This is a genomic window from Cupriavidus sp. AU9028 (assembly GCF_019795295.1).
Classification (GTDB): domain Bacteria; phylum Pseudomonadota; class Gammaproteobacteria; order Burkholderiales; family Burkholderiaceae; genus Cupriavidus.
The window spans coordinates 46,377-68,341 of sequence record NZ_JAIMCG010000013.1 but is presented as its reverse complement, the minus strand read 5'-3'; the positions used below and the strand labels follow the sequence as shown (position 1 = coordinate 68,341).

At 61.6% G+C, this 21,965-nt stretch carries 15 protein-coding genes, 1 tRNA gene and 1 pseudogene; 10 read left to right on the top strand and 7 right to left on the bottom strand.

Annotation, left to right across the window (positions count from 1 at the left end):
- Window positions 1-97 precede the first annotated feature (97 nt).
- Window positions 98-1,291, bottom strand: coding sequence for a Do family serine endopeptidase (locus tag K6V06_RS14955; protein ID WP_222244688.1), 1,194 nt, complete (start codon window positions 1,289-1,291; stop codon window positions 98-100).
- 19 nt (window positions 1,292-1,310) lie between these two features.
- On the opposite strand from K6V06_RS14955, the gene K6V06_RS14950 reads away from it, so the two are divergent.
- Window positions 1,311-2,057 (top strand): Nif3-like dinuclear metal center hexameric protein, encoded by a 747-nt coding sequence (locus K6V06_RS14950; protein WP_222244687.1) that lies wholly within the window; start codon window positions 1,311-1,313, stop codon window positions 2,055-2,057.
- Window positions 2,058-2,098: 41 nt separating this feature from the next.
- Here the strand turns inward: K6V06_RS14950 and mscL are convergent, their stop codons facing one another.
- Window positions 2,099-2,518 (bottom strand): large conductance mechanosensitive channel protein MscL, encoded by a 420-nt coding sequence (mscL, locus tag K6V06_RS14945; protein ID WP_222244686.1) that lies wholly within the window; start codon window positions 2,516-2,518, stop codon window positions 2,099-2,101.
- Between the two features lie 263 nt (window positions 2,519-2,781).
- Between mscL and petA the strand changes: the two genes are divergently transcribed.
- From petA to K6V06_RS14915, 6 genes are all read left to right on the top strand, one after another.
- A complete protein-coding gene (gene petA / locus K6V06_RS14940) occupies window positions 2,782-3,399 on the top strand; it encodes a ubiquinol-cytochrome c reductase iron-sulfur subunit (RefSeq protein WP_222244685.1) in 618 nt (205 codons plus the stop codon).
- A gap of 2 nt (window positions 3,400-3,401) precedes the next feature.
- Complete coding sequence (locus tag K6V06_RS14935) at window positions 3,402-4,805, top strand: cytochrome bc complex cytochrome b subunit (RefSeq protein WP_222244684.1); 1,404 nt, start codon at window positions 3,402-3,404, stop codon at window positions 4,803-4,805.
- A 30-nt stretch (window positions 4,806-4,835) separates the two neighbouring features.
- Window positions 4,836-5,579, top strand: a complete 744-nt coding sequence (locus K6V06_RS14930) for a cytochrome c1 (protein WP_222244683.1) — start codon at window positions 4,836-4,838, stop codon at window positions 5,577-5,579.
- Window positions 5,580-5,833: 254 nt separating this feature from the next.
- The gene (locus K6V06_RS14925; protein WP_222244681.1) at window positions 5,834-6,445 is read left to right on the top strand and encodes a glutathione S-transferase N-terminal domain-containing protein; all 612 of its coding nucleotides are present in this window, start codon (window positions 5,834-5,836) and stop codon (window positions 6,443-6,445) included.
- A gap of 55 nt (window positions 6,446-6,500) precedes the next feature.
- Window positions 6,501-7,028, top strand: coding sequence for a ClpXP protease specificity-enhancing factor (locus tag K6V06_RS14920; RefSeq protein ID WP_222244680.1), 528 nt, complete (start codon window positions 6,501-6,503; stop codon window positions 7,026-7,028).
- Between the two features lie 49 nt (window positions 7,029-7,077).
- Window positions 7,078-7,153, top strand: a tRNA-Thr gene (locus K6V06_RS14915).
- A 168-nt stretch (window positions 7,154-7,321) separates the two neighbouring features.
- On the opposite strand, the pseudogene K6V06_RS20750 reads toward K6V06_RS14915, so the two are convergent.
- The 3 genes and pseudogenes from K6V06_RS20750 to K6V06_RS14905 all read right to left on the bottom strand — a co-directional run bounded on the left by K6V06_RS20750 (window position 7,322) and on the right by K6V06_RS14905 (window position 12,807).
- Window positions 7,322-7,601 (bottom strand): annotated as a pseudogene (locus K6V06_RS20750) (nucleotide pyrophosphohydrolase).
- A gap of 178 nt (window positions 7,602-7,779) precedes the next feature.
- Window positions 7,780-9,882: a DUF2357 domain-containing protein gene (locus tag K6V06_RS14910; protein WP_255581865.1), complete on the bottom strand. Its 2,103-nt coding sequence runs from the start codon at window positions 9,880-9,882 to the stop codon at window positions 7,780-7,782.
- A 180-nt stretch (window positions 9,883-10,062) separates the two neighbouring features.
- Entirely contained in the window at window positions 10,063-12,807 is a 2,745-nt protein-coding gene (locus tag K6V06_RS14905; protein WP_222244678.1) for an MrcB family domain-containing protein, read from the bottom strand.
- A gap of 534 nt (window positions 12,808-13,341) precedes the next feature.
- Between K6V06_RS14905 and K6V06_RS20885 the strand changes: the two genes are divergently transcribed.
- Complete coding sequence (locus K6V06_RS20885) at window positions 13,342-13,779, top strand: YHYH domain-containing protein (RefSeq protein ID WP_370637475.1); 438 nt, start codon at window positions 13,342-13,344, stop codon at window positions 13,777-13,779.
- Between the two features lie 125 nt (window positions 13,780-13,904).
- Window positions 13,905-15,998: a bifunctional diguanylate cyclase/phosphodiesterase gene (locus tag K6V06_RS14895; RefSeq protein WP_222244676.1), complete on the top strand. Its 2,094-nt coding sequence runs from the start codon at window positions 13,905-13,907 to the stop codon at window positions 15,996-15,998.
- 24 nt (window positions 15,999-16,022) lie between these two features.
- On the opposite strand, the gene K6V06_RS14890 is transcribed toward K6V06_RS14895, so the two are convergent.
- Window positions 16,023-19,613 carry a hypothetical protein gene (locus K6V06_RS14890; RefSeq protein ID WP_222244675.1) on the bottom strand — a complete coding sequence of 1,197 codons (3,591 nt, stop codon included), beginning with the start codon at window positions 19,611-19,613 and terminating at the stop codon, window positions 16,023-16,025.
- Window positions 19,614-19,832: 219 nt separating this feature from the next.
- Entirely contained in the window at window positions 19,833-20,057 is a 225-nt protein-coding gene (locus K6V06_RS14885; RefSeq protein ID WP_222244674.1) for a hypothetical protein, read from the bottom strand.
- A gap of 206 nt (window positions 20,058-20,263) precedes the next feature.
- Between K6V06_RS14885 and ettA the strand changes: the two genes are divergently transcribed.
- A complete protein-coding gene (gene ettA / locus K6V06_RS14880; protein WP_222244673.1) occupies window positions 20,264-21,931 on the top strand; it encodes an energy-dependent translational throttle protein EttA in 1,668 nt (555 codons plus the stop codon).
- Window positions 21,932-21,965: the final 34 nt, after the last annotated feature.

Genomic DNA, 21,965 nt, shown 5'->3' with positions numbered 1-21,965 from the left:
ATCACCCAAGCCCCAAAAACAAAACAGCCCCAGGCCATCACCGCACCCGGGGCTGTTCGCATCCGGACGGCCAGGCCGCCCGTCGCGTCGTAGAACCTTACTCTTCTTCCTCGTACGGCAACACGCGCCGCGGCGGAGGCGGGCGCTTGCCGATGGCGACCGTCACTTCCACTGGCTTGCCGCGCCGGACCAGTTTCATCGTCACATCGGTACCTGGCTTGAGCTGGGCGATCGCGTTGAGCAATGCCGTCGTGTCGCTGATGCTCAGGTCGCCCACGCCCACCAGCACATCGCCCGGCCGCACGCCGGCCTTGTCCGCCGGCCCGCCCTGGACGATGGCGGCGATCAGCGCGCCTTCCTTCGCTTCCAGCCCGAACGACTCGGCAATCTCCGGCGTCATGTCCTGCGGCTCCACGCCGATCCAGCCACGCGTGACCGAACCCGTCGAGATGATCGATTCCATTACCTGCTTGGCGGTGGAAACCGGAATCGCAAAGCCGATGCCGAGCGACCCGCCCGAGCGCGAGTAGATCGCCGTATTGATGCCCAGAAGATTGCCCTGCGCATCGACCAGCGCGCCGCCCGAGTTGCCCGGGTTGATCGCCGCGTCGGTCTGGATGAAATTCTCGAAGGTATTGATGCCCAGATGGCTGCGGCCCAGCGCCGAGACGATCCCCATCGTCACGGTCTGGCCGACGCCAAAGGGATTGCCGATCGCCAGCACCACGTCGCCAACCAGCACGTTCTCCAGCCGGCCCAGGGTGATGGCCGGCAGATCCTTCAGGTCGATCTTCAGCACCGCCAGGTCCGTCTCGGGGTCCGATCCCACCACCTGTGCGTTTGCCTTGCGACCGTCGGTCAGCGCGACTTCGATCTCATCCGCGCCGTCCACCACGTGATGGTTGGTTAGAATGTACCCCTCGGCGCTGACGATCACGCCCGATCCGAGGCTGGACACCGGCTCCTGCCGCTCGGGCAACCGGTCGCCGAAGAAGAAGCGGAACCACGGATCCTCCGCCTGCGGATGCGGAGCCCGGCGCGAACCGTTCTTGCTGGTGAAAATATTGACCACCGCCGGCATGGCAAGCTGGGCGGCCTCGCTATAGGACCGCTCCGCGGAGGGGCCCGTGACATTGGGCACCACCTCCTTCAACGCCACGATAGGCGAACCGGACTGCACCGCCACGCGCCCACGCTGCAGCCATTCTGGCTTCAGTGTCGCCACGACGAACCACACGGCCAGCACGATCGTGACAGCCTGAGCGAAGAACAGCCAAAAGCGGCGCAACATATTGGAGTTTGAGCTGAAAATGAAATCAAAAGAGCTTGAATTGTACTTGAACGACCTGCTCGAAGTGCCGCGCTACAAGGACTACTGTCCCAACGGCTTGCAAGTTCAGGGCCGGGTCGAAATCGAGCACATCGTCACCGGCGTGACCGCCAGCGCGGCGCTGTTGGACGCCGCCATCGAGGCGAACGCCGACGCGATTCTGGTGCATCACGGGTACTTCTGGCGCGGCGAGGATCCGCGCGTGATCGGGCAGAAGCACGGGCGGCTCAAGCGCCTGCTCACCTCCGATACCAATCTGTTCGCCTACCATCTGCCGCTGGACAGTCATCCGGAACTGGGCAACAACGCCCAGCTGGCGCGCGAACTCGGGCTGGTGCCGACCGGGCGCTTTGGCGACAACGATATGTGCTGGAGTGGACGGCTGCCCCAGCCGATGGACCTGCATACCTTCGCCGAGCACGTCGGTGCCGTGCTGGGCCGCCAGCCGCTCGTGCTGGGCAGCGCGGTGCAGCCGGTGCAGACCATCGGCTGGTGCACCGGCGGCGCCCAGGGCTATTTCGACGCCGCGGTCGCTGCCGGGGTGGACGTGTATATCAGCGGCGAGGCCTCCGAACAGACCACCCACCTTGCCAACGAAAGCGGCGTGGCCTATCTTGCTGCGGGGCACCATGCCACCGAGCGCTTCGGCATCCGCGCCGTCGGCGAACATCTGGCGGCGACGTTCGGGCTGCGGCACACCTTCATCGACCTGCCCAATCCGGTGTAACGGGGCGGTCCGATGCGGCCCGCCCGTATGCCCGGACCGCCTTAGGTCTTCAGCGAATCGCGGATTTCGCGCAGCAGTTCGATCTCTTCCGGCGTCTTGGGCGGCGCCTTGGGCTCCTGCGCGCGCACCCGGTTGATGGCCCGCACCATCATGAAGATGATGAAGGCGAGGATCAGGAAGTTGACCAGGATGGTCAGGAAGTTGCCGTAGGCGAAGACGGGCACGCCCGCCTTCTTCAGCGCGTCCAGCGTCATCGGCGTGCCTTCCGGCGGGGCCGCCAGCGCGATGAACAGGTTCGAGAAGTCCAGTTTGCCGATGACCCGGCCGACCAGCGGCATGATCAGGTCATTGACCACGGAATCGACGATCTTGGAAAAGGCGGCACCGATAATCACCCCGACCGCGAGGTCGATGACGTTTCCGCGCACCGCAAAGGTTTTGAATTCCGAGATAAGGCTCATGCGAGATTCCTTGTTGTTGGTGTTCTTTCCATACCACAGTCGCCCAAGACTGCCGCATCGGGCGCCGGAACGCAACCATCGAGCCATGCGCCTGCCGCCCCGGGAGCCGGCCCAGGCATTCCGATAGGAAAGCCGTTCGTGCCTTTTGTCCTGCGTCAATACACGTTCTTGTGGCGTTTTCCCGGTCTATCGGTGCCGAATGTGCCTCGCGTATAATTTTTGGTTGACGCAAAATCCTAAATTGACATCCCCTGGGGTTTGGAATGAGTGACCAGCAAAGCGTGAAGAACGTGGACAAAGGTCGCCGCAATTGGCTGATTGCGACGTCTGTAGCTGGCGGCATCGGAGGAGTTGCGGTTGCTGTGCCGTTCGTCAGCACGTTTGCACCATCGGAAAAGGCCAGGGCGGCCGGGGCTCCGGTAGAGGCCGACATCGGCGGCCTGAAGCCCGGCGAAATGATGACCGTCGAGTGGCGTGGCAAGCCGGTCTGGATTCTGCGTCGCACCGAGGAGATGCTCGCCTCGCTGGAAAAGACGCAGGGTGAGGTCGCCGACCCCAACTCCGAGATTCCATTCACCATGGAAACGCCGGAGTACTGCAAGAACCCCACGCGCTCCCGCCCCGAGCACAAGGACGTGCTGGTCGTGGTCGGGATCTGCTCCCACCTGGGCTGTTCGCCCTCCGGCCCGTTCCCTGCCGGCGCCAACCCCACCCTCGGCGCCGATCCCGGCTTCCTCTGCCCGTGCCATGGCTCGACCTTCGACCTGGCTGGCCGCGTCTTCCGCAACAAGCCGGCTCCGCAGAATCTCGACGTTCCCCCGTACCAATTCCTGACCGACACCACCATCGTGATCGGCAAGGACGAAAAAGGAGAGGCGTGATCATGGCGGCGGACAAGCAAGTCAAGACCACTGGTCTGATGGGCTGGATCGATGCCCGTTTCCCGGCGACGCAGCTGTGGGAAGACCACCTCTCCAGGTACTACGCGCCGAAGAACTTCAACTTCTGGTACTTCTTCGGCTCGCTCGCCCTGCTGGTGCTGGTGATCCAGATCGTCACCGGCATCTTCCTGGTGATGAACTACAAGCCGGACGGCACGCTGAACGCGGCCGGCATCCCGGTCGCCTATGCCAGCGTCGAGTACATCATGCGCGAGGTGCCCTGGGGCTGGCTGGTGCGCTACATGCACTCCACCGGCGCCTCGGCCTTCTTCGTCGTGGTCTACCTGCACATGTTCCGCGCGCTGCTGTACGGTTCGTACCGCAAGCCGCGCGAGCTGGTCTGGATCTTCGGCTGCCTGATCTTCCTCGCGCTGATGGCCGAGGCCTTCATGGGCTACCTGCTGCCATGGGGCCAGATGTCCTACTGGGGCGCCCAGGTGATCGTCAACCTGTTCTCCGCGATCCCGGTGATCGGCCAGGACCTGTCGCTGTTCATCCGCGGCGACTACGTGGTCAGCGACGCGACCCTGAACCGCTTCTTCGCCTTCCACGTGATCGCCGTGCCGCTGGTGCTGCTGGCGCTGGTCGTCGCGCACATCATCGCGCTGCATGAAGTGGGTTCGAACAACCCGGACGGCGTCGAGATCAAGGCCAACAAGGACGAGAACGGCATTCCGCTGGACGGCGTGCCCTTCCACCCGTACTACTCCGTGCACGACCTGCTCGGCGTCGGCGGCTTCCTGATCCTGTTCTCCGCGGTGATCTTCTTCGCACCGGAGATGGGTGGCTACTTCCTCGAAGCCAACAACTTCTTCCCGGCCGACCCGCTGAAGACCCCGCCCCATATCGCGCCGGTCTGGTACTTCACACCGTTCTACTCGATGCTGCGCGCGACCACCTCGGCCTTCCTGCCGATCCTGTGGGTGTTCTTCGCGGTGCTGCTGGCGCTCCTGTTCCTGCGCAGCCGCAGCCTGCTCGTCAAGGGCATCGCGGTGGCCATCGCCGTCATCCTGGCGCTCGGCTTCTACTTCATCGACGCCAAGTTCTGGGGCGTCGTCGTGATGGGCGGCTCGGTCGTGATCCTGTTCTTCATGCCGTGGCTCGATCATTCGCCGGTCAAGTCGATCCGCTACCGTCCGAACTTCCACAAGACCATCCTGACGGTGTTCGTCGTGATGTTCCTGATCCTCGGCTATCTCGGCGTGCAGCCGCCGTCGCCGGTCGGCGAGAAGGTATCGCAGCTCGGCACGCTGCTGTACTTCGCCTTCTTCCTGACCATGCCGTTGTGGAGCCGCGTCGGCCAGTTCAAGCCGGTACCCGAGCGCGTCACCTTCAAGCCGCACTGAGCCAAGAGAAGAGGACAAGGAAAACTCACAATGAAAAAGCTGCTTTCCATTCTCGCGCTCGTCACGGCCTGCTTCGGCGGCACCGCCGCCGTCGCCGCCGAGGGCGGCTACCCGCTGGAGCCGGCGCCGGTCAATACCACCGACCTGTTCTCCCTGCAGCGCGGCGCCAAGCTCTTCGTCAACTACTGCCTGAACTGCCACGGCGCCTCGATGATGCGGTACAACCGGCTGCGCGACATCGGGCTGACCGAGGACCAGATCCGTGAAAACCTGCTGTTCACCGGCGACAAGGTCGGCGATGTGATGACCGTCGCCATGCGCAGCAAGGACGCCAAGGAGTGGTTCGGCGTCGCGCCGCCCGACCTGTCCGTGATCTCCCGCGCTCGCGGCGACGCCTGGCTGTATACGTATCTGCGCACCTTCTACCGCGACGACACCCGCGCGACCGGCTGGAACAACCTGGTGTTCCCGAACGTCGGCATGCCGCACGTGCTGTGGGAACTGCAGGGCCAGCGCGCCGCCAAGTTTGTCGAGCAGGAAGAGCACGGCCAGAAGGTCCACAAGTTCGTCGGCTTCGAACAAATCACCCCGGGCCAGCTGAGCTCCGTCGAGTATGATGGCGCCGTTGCCGATCTGGTCGCCTACCTCGACTGGATGGGCGAGCCCGCGCAGAACCAACGCCGGCGCCTCGGCGTCTGGGTGCTGCTGTTCCTCGGCGTGTTCACCTTCCTTGCCTGGCGCCTGAACGCCTCGTACTGGAAAGACATCAAGTAGCATCACGCCGCAAAAGGGCTGGAGCGGACGCCGCATTCGCGGCGCCGCTTTGGCCCTTTGCCATTCCGGCGCCGTCGCCGGTGCACGACAGGGCCCGCAGAGGCCTCCCGGGCCACAACCCGGTATCAGACCACCTCCAGGTGGTCTTCGAGCAATCCGGGGTTCGCCCTATTTGTAACCAATTTGCTTTCCGCTAGTCGGTTCCGGCAGAATGTCCGACCCAACTTCGGTCTGCACCCCCAAGGAAACTCGCCATGATGGTGTTGTATTCGGGCACCACCTGCCCGTTCTCTCAGCGTTGCCGCCTCGTCCTGTTCGAAAAGGGCATGGATTTCGAGATCCGCGACGTCGACCTGTTCAACAAGCCGGAAGACATCTCGGTGATGAACCCGTATGGCCAGGTACCCATCCTGGTCGAGCGCGACCTGATTCTGTACGAATCCAACATCATCAACGAGTACATCGACGAGCGCTTCCCGCACCCGCAGCTGATGCCGGCCGACCCGGTCCAGCGCGCCCGCGCCCGCCTGTTCCTGTTCAACTTCGAAAAGGAACTGTTCACCCACGTCTACGTGCTGGAGAACGAAAAGGGCAAGACCGCCGAGAAGAACCACGAGCGCGCCCGCGCCGCCATCCGCGACCGCCTCACCCAGCTCGCGCCGATCTTCGTCAAGAACAAGTACATGCTCGGCGAAGAGTTCTCCATGCTCGACGTCGCCATCGCCCCGCTGCTCTGGCGCCTGGACCATTACGGCATCGAACTGTCGAAGAACGCCGCCCCGCTGCTCAAGTACGCGGAACGCATCTTCAGCCGCCCCGCCTACATCGAAGCGCTGACCCCCTCCGAAAAGGTCATGCGCCGCTAAGCGGCCCGGCCCGAGGCATCTCGGGCCGTCCGCCCGAGCTGCAACTGGAAGTCCCATGCCCGAGACCTCGACCAAGCCCTATCTGATCCGCGCCATCTACGAATGGTGCACGGACAACGGCTTCACGCCCTATATCGCCGTCTTCGTCGACAACTCGACCAACGTGCCGCGCGAATTCGTCAAGAACAACGAGATCGTGCTGAACGTCAGTTTCGACGCCACCAGCGGCCTGGATATGGGCAATGAGTGGATCACGTTCAGCGCCCGCTTCGGCGGCGTGTCGCGCAAGATCGACGTGCCGGTGGACAACGTGCTGGCGATCTATGCGCGGGAGAACGGGCAGGGGATGGCGTTCCCGGTGGAGCGCAATGCTTCGGCGGCGTCGTCTTCGGATGCTTCCGATGAGGCGGATACTCCGGCACTGGCCGGTGATGCTGCGGATCGGGAAGAGGGCGCCGGGCCCCGGCTGGCATCCGTGGACAGCGATGCTTCTCGCGAGGAAGGCTCGGACGATGACGAGCCGACGCCGCCGAACATTCCGCGGATCGGCGCTCGGAAGCCGTCGCTGAAAGTGGTGAAGTAGGACATCCTCAAGTGCAGCCGCGTGAGGTAGAATCGCGGTCTGCACATATGCCGGCTTAGCTCATCAGGTAGAGCAGTTGATTTGTAATCATCAGGTGGCGGGTTCGAGTCCTGCAGCCGGCACCAAAGATTTCAAGGGGTTACGCGAGTTTTGCGTGACCCCTTTGCTTTTGGGGGTGACGGAAAGTACAGTTCCGGTACAGGGTTGAAGTTCGGACGCTGTTTAACGACTGCGGCGCGTGCGCCGTTGGCAGCCGTGGCGATCACCTCCACCTTAGCGACCTGGTACTTCCTTCAGTTGATATCCATCTTCTCCACCACAGCTTGGAGCAGATCCACGTCCAGCTTGTTAGCGAGGCTAAACAAATAAACCAACCATCCGCCATTTCATGCCGGACAGCGGTCAACTTGGCCTCACCAAGTTCCTCCTTCTGGCCAGTTTCCAGCCACTGAAAAGGCTCGAGTAATTCGCTAGCTTCAACGCTGAGCGCCGTGCGAGGTTCTTTGGTGTGTGGAATCTCTCCCAGCCAAGTTTAAGGACAGTTTGGCGAACGATATCTCTAATGATGGCCAAATTTGCTTGGTCTTTGTGATTAACTATTTTCGCCCCTTAGACGTGCTTTTTTTCCATTCTATAGGCATTATCTTTCGCGGTGGTCGAGCGTAGCGAGGTAACTCCAATATAGGTGCGTGAGTACCGGAGGCCTTTGCCGAATCTCGATCTATTGGGAATAGCTTCGCTCATCGACCGATCACTCGCCGCCAGTAAGGGACCGAATCTCGCTCCATAAGGCGCTGGCGGGCTCCCCATTCGCCAGCCCTCGAGTTCGAACATACGCCTCAAGCAAATGCGGCGAAAGTCCCCGAATCCACTGGGCCTGCTCCAACCACTGTAACTGCACGCACCAGTAGCTTCCACGTGGCTCTTGATAGCCCATCGCTGCCATCCCGGCAATCGAAACCTCTTCTGCATCAGAAACAATACGAGCAAGTGCGACCTCATGCATGGCGGGGCAGTAGAGGAGCAGCAGTTGGCTTTGCAGGAGTGCCGCACCAGCATGAACTCCTCCATGTCTTCCTTCGGCACGCACGTTGTATGCCTTACGCTCCTGAATCCAACTCCAGTGCTCGCGGCTCTTCACATATCCCAGGAGTACGCTTGTACTTGGCGGCGGCGGTGCGAGCGAATGAGTCAGCCTGCTTAGCAGTGACCGGCCATGTGCATCTTCCAGCCAGTATCGGCCGCGCTCATGTTTAGTTAGGCGGGTTGCAACGTGATCCAGTACGTCGTTGATGAATCGTCTTAGGGCCGGTGCACCGCTCGCACTACCAGTGCCAGTTGGTCGCAATACGAAGGCTCCTAACCCTGGTAGAAGCTCGTGGTATTCCGGATACTGGAGGCCACTCCCTTCGTTGTCGCCGCCGGGATACAGGACGTACGCACCTGCTGTTCGATGGATAGCATCACGGTACGCATGCATCTTCAGTAAATCCGCCCGCAAGGCTCCGCCGCGTTCTAGATTCGGCGCCGGCTGTAGGCTGTCGGCATCCTCGTCCTCAGCGCCGAAGATCTCTTTGACGAAATCGACCCGATACTTCGCGTCAAAATGAAGAACAATTGGTTCGAAGGTTGCTGGCTCTCCTTCAGCCGGGCTGATAAGCAAGGAATAGTCCGGGCGCATAGGCTTGGTCCAAGATGCAATGGGCGACGCGCCACGGCGATATGTTCGATTAAAGCAGAGCTCTACTTTCATGCGCCGATCGAAGCGTTCGATCAGTCCAGCTAGAACGGTCTCCACACCGGTACGAATGCCAACCGTTAGGCCGTCCGGTCGAGACTGCACGAGCGGACCCATATCAAACGTTTGTCCAACCACGTCGCCCACCACTTGCGACAGCTGAATGAATGCCCAGTACTCGTAAAGTGCCGCAACATCGCGCTGTCCTGCGCCATAGTCCTCGGGCGATGACTGCCAGGAGAGGCGAGCCGCAAACTCGGTCTCTACATAGGCCTTGAAGATGTCTCGGTAGCCTTCGCCCTTTTGAAGCACCTGATCATCTGCAGGAAATCTTGCAAGCCGGCCAACATCAGCGAACACGTCGTGGTGAACTACTTCCTCCAACTGCGACATCACCGCTGCGATTTCCCGGCGCCCACGCGTCGCAGCGGGCGTTGGTTGAGCATTGGCAAGACCTTGATCTATATCGCCCAGAATCTGGCGCCAGTGTTCCAGGGCGAACTTCACGAAACGGTTGGGGGCAGTATCGTGTGTTGCCACGGTCCGCTTACGCTCCAGCCGAGACGGGATGGATGCGATCGGCCCTCCCGGCCAAGCCGACCGAGGCCCTGCCTTTGCGAACTGCCGTAGTATGTGCGAATCTGCTCGCATGCCAGCACCTGGCCGCACAGTCTCACTAGTTGTCACCCACGCAGTGTGAGGGCGCCGGATGATCTCGTGAAGCCCAGCTTGGAAGTTCTCGCTTTCAAACAAGGCGCGCAGAAAGGTGAAGCGCTGATAGAGAGTAACCGCGTCGCGCGTGTCGTCGGGTTCGAAGCGCGCGTCGCTGATCGCGAAGCGGTCCATCACTAGCTCCGTCATCCGTTCCGCGATATCACGTAGCATCCAGCGGTATTCGGATAGGTAGGAGAGCTTGCGAGAACGGACGTCGAGCTCTAGCTGGCCTATGGTGCTAGCACCGGCGCGTAGCACGACGCGTATGGTGCCCGTCGCAAGTCCAGGGCGTAGGCGCCCAGATTTTCCCTCCAAGGTATCCGGTTGAAAGATTTCTTCGGGATCGACAATCAGACTGCCGATGTCTGGTTGGACATCTTCCCAGGCATATCGATATTCCATGCCCTCCAAAAGCGCGACAGCGCCCGCCGAGTCAACGGAGGCTGCGGTACTATCGGAGGACCAAAGGGTAGCGCCGGGAGACGCTCCCCTGCGTGGCAGCACCGCAATGTGCAACTTTGCGGTGATCTTCCCAGTCGGACCGTGGAGCGGAGTGGAAGCCTCTGAAACAGCTCGCACGGACTATTCCGTAAAGCTAGCGAACTGATTGGCGCGCAGGCTTCGGAGCATGCGGGTGACCTTGGCGTAGGCGATCGGTAACGCTGCGCCTCGCTCCGGCGTCTCTTCCACCGCTACCGTTGGCAGCGTGTCGTCCCTCGCAACCTGATCTGGCAGCTCTCGGCAGAACTGCGCGAGCGCTAGCAGAGGCAACTCCAAACGTCTGCGCGAACCATGCAGCCTTGGGAGTACCTTCTGCATAATTATCCGGTCCATGATCGCTCTCAGGTCCCGAATCCCCGATTCTTCTGCGAGAGCCGCAAATCGCATTGCCTCATAGAACACGCGGTGGCCAAACTCGAGGTTGTATCGGCTTAGCAATTCGTGCAGTTGGCGCAGTCGATCGGTTAGCTCTCCAGCCACCTCATCTAATCGATCCCGATGCCAATTATCATCCCGCGCAATGCTTAGCAGACCTCTCACCAATTCCTGGTCGCCGGGTTCACACGGCTGGGGCTTGATGGCTTCGATCGACAGATCGTTTGAACGCACGCGAAACTCAAAGGTGTTGGCTCGGTCGAGTACTTTTGGAGAAAACATATAGGTTGTCTCGTCGATGTTGACCGTGCCGACAATCCACAGATTTCTCGGGAAGGCACTTCTCGGTCCTGCGCCGCTACGTAGTCGCCAACAACCGTCTGCGCCCTTCTGGAGATTAGGGATACACGGCTGCCCAGACTCCATACCTGATAGTACATCGGCAAAGTAGCGCTCAACGTGTGCCAAGTTCATCTCATCCAACAGCAGCACATAGGGATGCTGCGGGTCTGCCGCGGCCTTCAAGATGAATTCCAGCGGAGCAGGAACTGCCCAGGCGGGGCGCCCGTCGAGCTCCCGCCTGAGCGCATCTTCGTAGCCGAACAAGGCCTCTGCGCCGGTCCAGTCTGGACGCACTGCGGCGACGTGTAGCCTGTCTTTGCCCAGCCATTCGCCGAAGCGGATGGCAATTTGCGTTTTGCCGGAGCCAGACAAGCCTGTCAGTATGACTAGTGGCTTGGTGACCATACTAGAGATAAAAGACGAGACAAGCCCATCATGCTGCTCGCCAAACTGCACACCGCTGGCGCGCAGAGCGCTGCTGAATGCTTCGACCGCTTCGCGAAGATTGGCCCTGGCCGGGAGAGGGGCATCAGACGGATCTGACACAGCAGTTTCAGGCAATGCATCCTCACCGACGACGGCAAGCACTCCGTTATAGATGTCGATGACGTCGTCCAAATCTTGCTTCAGTTCCGCCATTGACAACGGCTGTGAGAGGTCATATGCCGCGCGGACGAAGGAAGTACCGTAGCGGCCAGGCGTCTGACCATATCGTCCTTTGAACCAATCTCTTACAGTCTGAGCACCATCGAGCTCGCCCCAGCTCAGATGCGCCGCCGCCTCCTCACTCACCCCATAGCACAGGAGCAGCTGTTGCTGCTCCTGGTAGAAAAGCAGCACTGGGTAAATGCCCTCGGAAACTGACTGTCCCTCACCAAGAAAGGCGATCCACGGGATGCGGGCAAAGTTACCCTTGCCAAAGCTCACACGAACGTTAAGGCCACGATACCTGCTCAGGTAACCCTGGGTGCCAAGCTCCTTCCCTTCGTTCGCCTGCTGGAGAAAGCGGTCCAAGAGCTCGGGAATGCCTCCTACAGACTCCTCCTTTGCTCGGACCTCAAAACCCAGGCGTCGCAGCAAACGAAAGGCCGAAGATGACTCCCCCCCAGAAAAAGCAGCGCGATCTAGTGGCTCCCCAGTTGCGTACTTGACTGCCAGCGACAAAACCAACTTCGGCGGATAGCGCTTGCCTTCGTAGAACAAATCGTAGCCAGTGGATTCGGCATCCTGGGGAACGCCTTCTAGATCTATTTCGTTCAATGCCTGCCGGACGTGATCCTTCGTTACGCCCTCCGTTGCGGCTGCGAACGTTTCACTTCGCCACTCGCCTTTCAACGGCGGTACGTAGTAGTCCAGTTGTGTTGTCCCTCGCTCCACTTCAAGGCGTTTGCGGATGGCTTGTAGTTCCCGATCCAACTGGAACGCATCCATCCGATTGACCTCGCGCAGCTGACGCTTCGAGTAATGTCGAACGATAGTTTTGCGGTCGTTCTGTCCGAAGATGCGCTCAAAGTCGTCCGGGAATAGTAGGAAGAGGAGCATATGACGAAACTGCCTTGCTTCCCAATCCGGGACTTGGCGCAGCCACTCATCAAACTTCCAACCGTCTTCCGTCAGCGCACGTTTTTCATCGGTGCTCAGCTCACAAAACCTGCGGAGGAAGTTGATGAGGAAGACGAGCTCACGCCACTGGTTCTGATTGAATCCCGGGCCGGCACTACCAACGCCAGCAAGAACATCATCATCCAACCAACGCGAGTCAGTAGGTGATGGCTCACCCGACCACGCCCAGATGGATTGGACGGTCTTCCGCTTGTGCGCTGCGGTCAGGCTGCTCGGGCAGAGGTAGAGCAGCCACATCATCTCTGCTACCAACTGCTTAGCTGCGCCCTCAACTGGCGCGAGCTGCTGTTCCAGCTTTTCCAGGAACTTACCGTCGCCGAGATCAGGTCTTCTTACGAAATACTCGTCGAGTAGTTCCAGTGCCGATGATGTCCAAAGCTGCCTGCTTGTAAGGACTGAGCCGTTGCCTAGTAGCGCTGCATCGCGCCAATGTGCGGCCGCCTCCAGGATGGATTTGGGATCGTCGTCTCCGCAATACCTGCTCATACCTCGCCCCCTCAAAAACTATTAGGTACGCCGGCACAGAGGGTGCACTACAGGCACAGCCGCGACGGCTAGCAGGAGAGTACTTTAAATGTGACTGCGGCGATACCCTGCTGGAGGTTTGGTGCCGGGCATTGATTGAAGGGGCGTGATCTTAGTCGGGGCGGTCAGCGCGCTGTCGACCGGCGGGAGAAAGAAGACAACCTGCCACTGGTCCGGGCGGCAGATGCGCTTATCTGATCAACTGCTAAACTCGAGCAGCGTACCGCCGATGATGGTACGCGGAGAGGTTTTCCCAGCCCCACTTGCTTTCGCTCAGTTACTGAATCTAAAGTACAGTGGTTTTTCGTTGCTTACGCTTTCTTTCCCTAGTCTCATAACTTATTGATATAACTGTATATTTGTAATTATCAGGTGGCGGGTTCAAGTCCTGCAGCCGGCCCCAAGACCTCAAAAGGGTCACGAAAGTCTTTTCGTAACCCTTTTTTATTAGCCGCCCATCCTGTCCTGGCCAGCAGTCCCTCCCACGTTCGCAGTATGGCTCCTTCTCAATCGAGACAGGAGAATCGAGCCTACCCAATGCCGTGCATGTCAAACGTATACAGGGCCAGAGCCATGATTCAAACGAGGGGACTTAAAATATCGCCATCCCGGAGTGCCACTATCCAAAAGGTGATTGTCGCAATGATGGCGATGGTGGTTTCGGTAGTTGCGCAGACCGCTTCAGCGCATGGGGGAGGACTTAACGCTGAGGGCTGTCATACCAACAGAAAAACAGGTGAATACCATTGTCATCGGGCTGGGCGCAACCAGGACGTCCGTGGTCTGGAGGATCGGGCAACACGTCCAACTACGGCTTCGGGCGCCTTCCGTACGCCGACACCTACCACCTCAGGGCCGACCTGTTACACAGGTCCGAGAGGTGGCACCTACACCATTACTGCGAGCGGGCGGAAGAACTACGGCGGTTGCTAGCGGGTAGCCGATTAGGGCGGTGTTGTGATGCCGCAATGGGGTTCAAAGGGTAAGGCCAGCAAGTGCTTATCTAATGGCATACTGCCCTCCACACGCCCTGACCCGCGCCGCGCTGGCGCGCCGTAATGACCCCCACCCACGACCCCCTCCTGGTCCTCTTCTCGGTCCTCGTCGCCATCCTGGCGGCCTACACCGGCCTGGACCTCGCCAGCCGCGTCTCGTCCGCGCAAGGTAGAGCCGCGCACGCCTGGCTCCTCGGCAGCGGGGTGGCGATGGGCATTGGCATCTGGTCGATGCATTTCGTCGGCATGCTGGCCTTTCAGTTGCCGATCCCGCTGGGTTATGACCCGCTCCTGACGGTGGTGTCGCTGCTGGTGGCGGTTGGCGCGTCGGCATTTGCGCTATGGCTGGTCTGCCAGAAATCCCTGACCGCCGGCAAGCTGCTGCTGGGCGCTGTGCTGATGGGGTCGGCCGTGGCCGGCATGCATTACACCGGCATGGCGGCGATGCAGATGCGGCCGGGGATCGATTACGACCCGGCGCTGGTCGCGCTGTCGGTCGCGATTGCCGTGGTGGCGAGCGGTGCGGCACTCTGGATCGCCTTCCAGTTGCGTCAGCGCGTACAGCGTTTCCAGCAGGCGAAGCTGGGCGCGGCGATCGTGATGGGCCTGGCGATTGCCTCGATGCATTACACGGGAATGGCCGCGGCGGACTTTCTGCCGGGAAGCGTTTGCCTTGCCGCGGGCTCGGGGCTCGATGGCAACGAATTGGCATTGCCGATCCTGCTGACGACGATTTTCGTGCTGGCGATTGCGTTGCTGATGTCGGTGCTGGATATGCGGATGGAAATGCGGACCGCGGTGCTGGCCGAGTCGCTGGCGCAGGCGAATGCCGAGCTGACGTTTCTCGCATTGCACGACAAGCTGACGAAGCTGCCGAATCGCGCGCTGCTGGAGGACCGGTTCGAGCAGGCGATCCAGTCGGCGGCGCGCATGGAGGAGCGGTTCGCGGTGATGTTCGTGGACCTGGATGGGTTCAAGGGCGTGAACGATGCCTACGGGCATCAGGCGGGCGACCAATTGCTGATCGAGGTGGCGAACCGGATCCGGTCGGCGGTGCGGGCGGAAGATACGGTGTCGCGGGTCGGTGGAGACGAGTTCGTTCTGCTGGCGCGGGTGAAGGCGCCGGAGGATGCGGGCGAGCTGGCGAACCGGTTGTTGCTGTCGCTGCGCGAACCGATTTCGGCTGCGGGGCAGTCGCTGAATGTCTCGGGCAGTATCGGCATTGCGGTGTATCCGGAGGATGGCACGGAGCAGCGTGAGCTGATGCGCCATGCCGACGCGGCGATGTATCACGCGAAGGGGCTGGGCCGGGATGGCTTCTCGTTCTTCGAGCCGTCGATGAATCAGCACGCGCAGGCGCAGCAGTCGCTGGCGCAGGATCTGCGGGTGGCGTTGCGCCAGGGCGGGCTGGAGCTGCATTACCAGCCGAAGGTGGCGGCACCGAATAATCGGGTGCTGGGAGCGGAGGCGCTGCTGCGCTGGAACCACCCGACGCTGGGGATGGTGTCGCCCGATACGCTGATTCCGCTGGCCGAGCGCACCGGCCTGATCGTTCCGCTTGGGCAGTGGGTGTTGAATACGGCGTGCGAACAGTTGGCGAAGTGGCACGCGCACGGCAATACCGACTGGACGATGTCGGTGAATCTGTCGGCATTGCAGTTCGCCGATCCGCATCTGGTGGAAATGGTGCGCTCGGCGATCTCCCGGCATCGCCTGAATCCGGGGCGGCTGATTCTCGAAATCACGGAATCGGTGGCGATGCGGGATGTGGACCTGAGCCTGGCTGTCCTGCAACAGCTGCACGATATGGGCGTGCGCATCGCGATCGATGATTTCGGCACGGGGTATTCGAGCCTGCTGTACCTGAAGCGTATTCCAGCCTGCGAGCTGAAGATCGACCGCGGTTTCGTGCGCGATCTGAAGGAGGAGGGCGAGGATGCAGCGATCGTGTCGGCGATTATCGCGCTGGGCCAGACGCTGAAGCTGAATATCGTGGCCGAAGGAGTGGAGACGGCGGCGCAGCAGGATTTCCTGACCCGGCTGGGCTGCGACATGCTGCAAGGCTATCTGCTGGGCAAGCCGGTGCCGGCGGACGAGTTTCCGGACGGTGGCAGCGGGCGGCTGCTGGTGTCGATGCCCGCGCCTTCCCTGGCCTGATCGCACGAGTGGCGCGGCGCTTTCTCAGGCGCCGCCGGCATTGGTCTGTTTGACGGTCAGGCCACCGGTGACATAGGTAATGGTAATGGTGCGCTTGTCTCCTTCGCCGCCTTCCTGGGTCGTCGACGTGCTGCCCTTGACTGACAGGATTTCGTAGGACGATGTGATCTCGTTGCCGTATTCGTGGACGGTTTTCTTGTCGTTGCTGACTTCCTTGGTGACGGTGACGGTGGTCGGCGCGACTTCGAAGGTGACGACCCTGCCCGATTTTGGCGCGTCATAGTGGCCGGGTCCGCTGAAGTGCATGGTCTTGGTCGAGATGTCGAGCAGCTTCTGGTCTTCGTAGAACACGCCGGTGATGAGGCTGGCACCGCTGACCACTTCGACGGTGTAGTCGGCTTCGACCACGACGTCGCCCGGTGCGGTCGCATCGGCGGTCCCCATTGAGATCGCGCTGTCGCTGATCGGCACGTTGCGATATTCCTTCGGCACGACGGTGCCTTTGGGCGGCGGGCCGATGGTGGTGCCGGGGATATAGCCACCGAATTCTCCTTCGGGGACGACCGCGGTGGATGAAGGGGTAATCCGGATCGTCGCCTTGCCCTGCACGGGCGTTCCCACTACCGCACGACGGAAACTGAAGGAAAACGACAGGCCATTGGCGGCAGTGGTGACATCGCCTTGTGGCTTCCTGGGTTTCGGCACGGGTGCCGGCCCCGGCTTGCCGGTGGGGGAGGGGGCGGTTCCCTGTGGAGGCACGGGACCGGGTGTCGGGGCAGGTTCGGGCTTTGGCTCGGGCTTGGGTTCCGGTTTGGGCCCTGGCGCCGGAGTCGGGGTTGGCGCTGGCGGCGTCGGCGCGGGCGCGGGCTTGATCCGCCCGGTCAGATATTCGCCGATCAGATCCGATTTCTGCTGCGGGGAGAGATTCGGCGCGCTGTTGATGGTGTCGATCATGCCCTTGACCTGCGCGCCCTTGAGCCCTTCCATCGCCAGTTTGGTAGCGTTATCCGATAGCGTGCCGAGGAGCGCGGCGGTTTCCTTGCTGCCCGACATATCGCGGAAAATGCCCGACGCGGTGAGTGCGGAGATGGCGCCGGCGGTGCCGGTTGGGTCGGGCAGCCCCTGTGGATTGACGATATTGACCAGGCTCTGCGGGAATGGCGTGGGGGTCATGCCGGCAGGGGGCGGCTGGTATTTGGAGCCGGCGTCGGCCCCGGTAATGGCGGGTGCCTCGTCGGGGATGGGCGAGGTCTGCCAATCCCAGAAGCGCGTGTTGTCGATGACCTCGTTGGCATTGCAATGACCGAGCTTGGCTTCGGCGAAGATGCCTCTTGTGGGAAGCGTGAGCAATTGCTCGATATAGATGTCGCCGCTGCTGTTGTCGATCTTGTCGAAAACGGAGAGCTCCCGTTCCCGCCCGCTGAAGACTTCGAAGGCGACCATGTCGCCGAGGATTTCCAGCGGTTTGTTGACGATCCAGTCGAGCACGGGCTCGCCGCGGAAGTTGCGGTTGGCGAAACGGGCGGCGCGGTCGTTGGGATCTTCGGATAACCAGTACGCGCGCAGGTAATGGTAGAGATTGGCCTGGAAATGGCGCGTGAGCAGGGTGATTTTCGCCTCGTCTTCCAGCGACAGGAACTGGCGCAAGGTGGGTTGGGGCGGTTTGGACGCGGCCGGTGGCGGGCCGATGGTGATCAACTCCGGCAGGGTGGTGTCATCGGGCAGCGGCACATTCAGTTCCTGGTCGTAAAGCAGGGCCTGCTGGCCGGTCATGCTGAATCCCAGCAGCTTGACGTGCTTCAGCGACCAGTCGCCGCCGCCATCGAGTCCGATGACGAAGCCGCGCAGATCGGACCATTTGAAGGTGGGTTTCTGTTCGGGCCGAATGCTGAAGGTATCGATGTCGCCGGATTCGAAGTCATCGAAACCGGGCCGGCCAAAACGCCGGGGATTGCCGGTGTCGGTGGGGCCGATCTGCTGTGTGTTGCACGCCGTTCCATCCTTGAAGAACAGATCGACGTAGGGAGCGCCGTCGGTGCCATCGTCGCCGGTGGTGAAGGTGATCTCCAGCCGGTTGATTTCCATGTCGCCCGGATCGACGATCTTGGGCAAGGCGTTCCAGCGCGTGGTTTCCTCGCCGAGCCTGGCCTTGGCCAATACCGCTTTTTCCAGCAAATCGAAGATGGGCAGCAGCCGGCGATCGAGCAGGACCTGTTCGAGCAGGGCACGATGGTCGAGCAGCCACTCGGTATCCTCGAAGTCGGGTTTGAAATCGCTGTAGTCGAGCAGGATGGCATTGCGCTCGCGGGCGACGCGGGTAATCAGCCGGAAATGCCGCAGCACCTGGTAATACAGGATCGTCAGCGCATGACCGTGGTTGTAATTGGCGACGGTACGCGTTTGCACGTTGCTCGATTCGGACTGGTCAACCTGCATGACGACGGTCGATTCGAGTTCGCGGATCGCGCTGGACGACTGGTGAAACGCGTCCGCGATCTGCTGCATGGTGTCGGTCTGCACATCGCGCATGCCGCTGCTTTCCGCGGTGCCGCCGCCGATGGCGTTGGTCAGGCCGGCTCCCACGTCGACGATTCCCAGGCTTGCGCCGGCGCCAACGGACGAGGCCATGCCCGCCTGGAAATTGCTGCCTTCCTGCAATTCGTTCAGCACACCATGCACGGTTTCGAACAGGGTGCGATTGCGTTGCTGCTGGTGGGTCAGCTGTTCGGAGAGCTTGGTTTTCTCGTCGCGTTGCGCGCTGTCCTGGCGGGACCAGTCGACGATGGCGATCTTGACCTTTTCGGCTGGCGCGAGCGGCAGGCTGTATTCGATGCGGCCAAGTGAGTGGCCGATGGAAAACCACTCGGACAGGTATTCGACGACGCGTCCCAGTCGGTCGTCGTAGCGCGGGTGGCGATTGGGAATGACTTCGCGATCGCGGGCCAGACGGACGACCTGCCGGAAACGCACCTGCTGCGTGGACAGGTTCGCCGGTAGCAGGGTTTCACAGCCGTCCTCGCCAATCAGCAGCGCGGACGACAGCGAGAAGGAACTGGGCGAGATGCGCCAGTCGAGGATGCTGGGATTCTGCATCGACGCCATCGGCGTGCGGTAACTGCGCGGCACCAGGGTGTCGTCGTCGAATTCCAGCCGCAGCACGATATGGTCGGGCCCGACATCTCCGCTGACGAGGGCATCGGTAATCAGCTGGGTGTCGGCAAATGGAAATACCCACAGATGGGTCATGCCGACGGTCAGTTGCAGTTCGGCGTTGTCGCGGATGACGCCGGCCGTCCTTCTGGCCGCGTCGATGAAGTCCTTCAGCGTGGAAGCCAGTCCGATGACGGACAGATCGAAGGAGCCATAGCCGACGTGGTCGGTGCCGATCTGGCCGAGCGGTACATGCGCCCGCAAGGCGCGAAAGCGCTCGGCAATGGGATCGACCAGTTCTGGCCGGCTGGGATAATCGAGTACGCCGAGCTGGGCAATCGCATAGACCGGTAGCGATTGCAGTACCGCACTGCTTTCGTAATGGCGCGCGAAAACGCTCAGCGCGGTGTACGGCAGATGGACGTTGACCTTGACCTTGGCGGGTTCGGCATCCAGCAGCACCATGCCTTCTGGCCTGGGGAGCTGGATTTGCCTGTGCATCCGCACAAAATTGCGTTCCATCCAGCCCCTCCCGCGAATCGGCTTGCCCGCGCCACATGTTCGACGCGCGCGGGTTGCGGTTTATCGTAGGAGTCGGGAATCGGACTGCAAAGGCGTCCGGTTGCGCCAGTGTTCGCTGGGGAACATTGCCCCGGGGCAGCGCGCGGGCTGCCCGCCAACGTATCAGTGGTGATGATGGTGGTGGTGCGCCCAGTGGATATCGTTCGATTCCACGAAGGAGGCCACCGCATCCTTGTCGCCGGTGGCATGGCGCATCAATTCACCGCATTTGCAGACGCCCTGGTACGGGGTGATATGGGAGCAGGCGGAAACCTTCTGCAGATACAAGATGACGGGTTTGGCGCACTGCTTGCACTTGAAGGTGAGGGTGCGGGCGGGTTTGCTCATGACGATGTTCTCGGGAAAGGCGTGGACGGCATGGTGCCGGTCGAACCCGTGATGATACCGCCGCAGGCAAGACCTCGCCGGGCGCTCGCCCCGTCCAGCTTCTTCCGCCGATTGTCCCGCTGTCCTATCGGTTCCGCGGCAGCGGTTTGCTACACTGCCGCCATTCCCGATCCCAGCAATTCAACTCCAATTTTCCGGTAAGCCGCATGGCACAGTACGTCTATACGATGAACCGCGTGGGCAAGGTCGTTCCGCCCAAGCGTCAGATCCTCAAGGACATTTCCCTGTCGTTCTTCCCCGGCGCCAAGATCGGCGTGCTCGGCCTGAACGGTTCGGGTAAATCGACGCTGCTCAAGATCATGGCGCAGGTCGACAAGGACATCGAGGGCGAAGCCATCCCGATGCCCAACCTGAACATCGGCTACCTGCCGCAGGAGCCGCAGCTCGATCCCGAGCAAACCGTGCGCGAAGCGGTCGAGGCGGGCCTGGGCGAAGTGTTCGAGGCGCGCAAGAAGCTCGACGAAATCTACGCAGCCTATGCCGAGCCGGACGCGGATTTCGACCAGCTTGCCGCCGACCAGGCCAAGTACGAAGCGATCCTCGCGGCCAGCGATGGCAGCAATGCCGAGCACCAGCTGGAAGTCGCGGCCGATGCGCTGCGTCTGCCGCCGTGGGATGCCAAGGTGGGCAACCTGTCCGGTGGCGAGAAGCGCCGCGTTGCGCTGTGTCGTCTGCTGCTCTCCCGCCCGGACATGCTGCTGCTGGACGAGCCGACCAACCACCTGGACGCGGAGTCGGTGGACTGGCTGGAGCAGTTCCTGACGCGCTTCCCGGGCACGGTGGTCGCGGTGACCCACGATCGCTACTTCCTCGACAACGCGGCCGAGTGGATTCTCGAACTGGACCGCGGCCATGGCATCCCCTGGAAGGGCAACTACAGCTCGTGGCTGGACCAGAAGGAAAACCGCCTGAAGCAGGAAGAGGCCAGCGAGTCGGCACGGCAGAAGGCGCTGAAGAAGGAGCTGGAGTGGGTACGCCAGAATCCGAAGGGCCGGCAGGCGAAGTCGAAGGCGCGTCTGGCCCGCTTCGATGAGCTCAGCAGCCAGGAGTACCAGAAGCGCAACGAGACGCAGGAGATCTTCATCCCGGTCGGCGAGCGCCTGGGCAACGAGGTGATCGAGTTCGAGAACGTCAGCAAGGCCTATGGCGACCGTCTGCTGATCGACAACCTGAGTTTCAAGGTGCCGCCGGGCGCGATTGTCGGCGTGATCGGACCGAACGGCGCGGGCAAGTCGACGCTGTTCCGCATGCTGACCGGCAAGGAGCAGCCGGACAGCGGCCAGATCAAGATCGGCCCGACCGTGAAGCTCGCGTATGTCGACCAGAGCCGCGACGCGCTGGATGGCAGCAAGACGGTATTCGAGGAGATCTCGGGCGGGGCCGACGTGCTGACCGTGGGCCGCTACGAGACGCCGTCGCGCGCCTATATCGGCCGCTTCAACTTCAAGGGCTCGGATCAGCAGAAGCAGGTGGGCACGCTGTCGGGCGGTGAGCGCGGCCGGCTGCATCTGGCCAAGACGCTGATTGCCGGCGGCAATGTGCTGCTGCTGGACGAACCGTCGAACGACCTCGATGTGGAAACGCTGCGTGCGCTGGAGGATGCGCTGCTCGAGTTTGCGGGCTGCGTGATGGTGATCTCGCACGACCGCTGGTTCCTCGACCGGATCGCCACGCATATCCTGGCCTTCGAGGGCGAGTCGCACGTGGAGTTCTTCGCGGGCAACTATCAGGAGTACGAGGCGGACAAGAAGCGGCGCCTGGGTGAAGAAGCGGCACGGCCGAAGCGGATTCGCTACAAGCCGATCGCCCGCTGATCGGGGGGCGTCCCCTGGAAGCTTGCCGGCTCGC

Bases quoted from the DNA above. Each gene is read 5' to 3' on its own strand.
- K6V06_RS14910 (WP_255581865.1), bottom strand. From the start codon at position 9,882: ATGGAATATCGATATGCCTGGGAAGATGTCCAACCAGACATCGGCAGT.
- K6V06_RS14905 (WP_222244678.1), bottom strand. From the start codon at position 12,807: ATGAGCAGGTATTGCGGAGACGACGATCCCAAATCCATCCTGGAGGCG.
- K6V06_RS14925 (WP_222244681.1), top strand. From the start codon at position 5,834: ATGATGGTGTTGTATTCGGGCACCACCTGCCCGTTCTCTCAGCGTTGC.
- K6V06_RS14935 (WP_222244684.1), top strand. From the start codon at position 3,402: ATGGCGGCGGACAAGCAAGTCAAGACCACTGGTCTGATGGGCTGGATC.
- K6V06_RS14895 (WP_222244676.1), top strand. From the start codon at position 13,905: ATGACCCCCACCCACGACCCCCTCCTGGTCCTCTTCTCGGTCCTCGTC.
- K6V06_RS14955 (WP_222244688.1), bottom strand. From the start codon at position 1,291: ATGTTGCGCCGCTTTTGGCTGTTCTTCGCTCAGGCTGTCACGATCGTG.
- K6V06_RS14920 (WP_222244680.1), top strand. From the start codon at position 6,501: ATGCCCGAGACCTCGACCAAGCCCTATCTGATCCGCGCCATCTACGAA.
- mscL (WP_222244686.1), bottom strand. From the start codon at position 2,518: ATGAGCCTTATCTCGGAATTCAAAACCTTTGCGGTGCGCGGAAACGTC.
- K6V06_RS14890 (WP_222244675.1), bottom strand. From the start codon at position 19,613: ATGGTGCTGCTGGATGCCGAACCCGCCAAGGTCAAGGTCAACGTCCAT.
- petA (WP_222244685.1), top strand. From the start codon at position 2,782: ATGAGTGACCAGCAAAGCGTGAAGAACGTGGACAAAGGTCGCCGCAAT.
- ettA (WP_222244673.1), top strand. From the start codon at position 20,264: ATGGCACAGTACGTCTATACGATGAACCGCGTGGGCAAGGTCGTTCCG.
- K6V06_RS14930 (WP_222244683.1), top strand. From the start codon at position 4,836: ATGAAAAAGCTGCTTTCCATTCTCGCGCTCGTCACGGCCTGCTTCGGC.
- K6V06_RS14885 (WP_222244674.1), bottom strand. From the start codon at position 20,057: ATGAGCAAACCCGCCCGCACCCTCACCTTCAAGTGCAAGCAGTGCGCC.
- K6V06_RS20885 (WP_370637475.1), top strand. From the start codon at position 13,342: ATGGCTCCTTCTCAATCGAGACAGGAGAATCGAGCCTACCCAATGCCG.
- K6V06_RS14950 (WP_222244687.1), top strand. From the start codon at position 1,311: ATGAAATCAAAAGAGCTTGAATTGTACTTGAACGACCTGCTCGAAGTG.